The sequence below is a fragment of the Calditrichota bacterium genome, from assembly GCA_014359355.1.
In the GTDB taxonomy this organism is placed as follows: Bacteria; Zhuqueibacterota; Zhuqueibacteria; order JANLFK01; family Oleimicrobiaceae; genus Oleimicrobium.
The window spans coordinates 1-1,319 of the sequence record JACIZP010000320.1; the positions used below are offsets into that span (position 1 = coordinate 1).

Sequence of the window (1,319 nt, forward strand, 5' to 3'; positions counted from 1 at the left end):
ATGTTCGCGTCCATGGCAAGCAGGCGGGCGATGGCCAGCAGCTTCTGTTGTCCATAAGAAAGGTTCTCGGCTAAAGTATCGGCTTTGTCGGCCAGAGCGACGAACTCCAACAGCGAGTAGGCCCGTTCCACATTGGCGCGCTCCGTTCTCAGCGTTTGCAGCCTGCGCACGATGGGGTCCCAGAAGGTCTCACCCACCCGATGCGGCAAGGCAACCAGCACGTTCTCCAAGGTGGTAAGCTTGCCAAACACGCGCACGTCCTGAAACAGCCGTCCGACGCCGCGCTTGGCAATCTCCCACGGCCTCTTGCCCGTGACCTCCTCCCCCCCCAGCAAGATGGTACCGGCCGAAGGCGCCAGATAGCCGCAGATGAGATTGAACACCGTGGTTTTGCCTGCGCCGTTGGGACCGATGAGGGCCGTCACCTTATTCGGGCTGAAGGAGATGGAAAGGTCCAGAACGGCAGCAACGCCACCAAAATACTTGGACACGTTCCTAAGCTCAAGCACGCGTCCGGCTCCCGTGTCCCTACTCGAATCCATACTCACCAGCCAGGCCTCGCGGTCGATAGATGACGACAAGGATGAGTGCCAGTGCATAAAGCATCATGCGTATGTTGGGGGCCACCGTGTCCGGTATGCGCAGGAACCGCAGAGCCTCCGGTAAAATGACCAGCACACACGTGCCCGCTGCCGGGCCTTTGATGTTGCCGCTGCCACCGATCGCCAGGATGGTGACAAGATACAACGACTCGGAGACCGTGAAACTGGTTGGGTCAATGTAGCGCATGTAGCCGGCAAAGAGCGAACCGGCTATGGCAGCTGTCCCGGCACCCAGGCCAAAGGCTGTCGTCTTGAAGACGAGGGGGTTCTTGCCCAACGCCTGGGAGGCAATTTCATCCTCGCGGATCGTCTTCAAGACCCGCCCGAATTGCGAGGAAGTAATGAGGTAGAAGAAACCGGTGACGAGTATGGCCAGGCTGCCACTGAGGAGCAGGTAGGAGCCGGGGGAGCCAAAGGTCAGGCCGAACAAAGAGGGGATGGGGATACCTGGGATGCCGTAGGGACCACGCGTCAAGCCCACCCAGTTGTAGGTGATCCCGAAAATCACCGCCTGAAAACCCAACGTACCCAATACGAAATAGTCCCCGCGCAGCCGAAGCGTGGGAATGGAGACCACAAGGCTCAATAGCACCGAAATGAGGATACTAAGCACGAGGGCCACGAAAAAGTTCACACCAAAGTGCATCATGGTAAGGGTACAGGCATACGCGCCAACGCCGTAGAAGGCCGCATGGCATACGGTGAATAGGCCAGTAT

General features: G+C 58.7%; 2 protein-coding genes. Both read right to left on the reverse strand.

The genetic code is table 11. The features are described 5' to 3' along the window. A partial coding sequence (locus H5U38_13685; GenBank protein ID MBC7188071.1) for an ATP-binding cassette domain-containing protein occupies positions 1-509 on the reverse strand: 509 nt, incomplete at its 3' end. A gap of 19 nt (positions 510-528) precedes the next feature. After that, positions 529-1,319: branched-chain amino acid ABC transporter permease (locus H5U38_13690; GenBank protein MBC7188072.1), on the reverse strand; the 791-nt coding region annotated here is incomplete at its 5' end.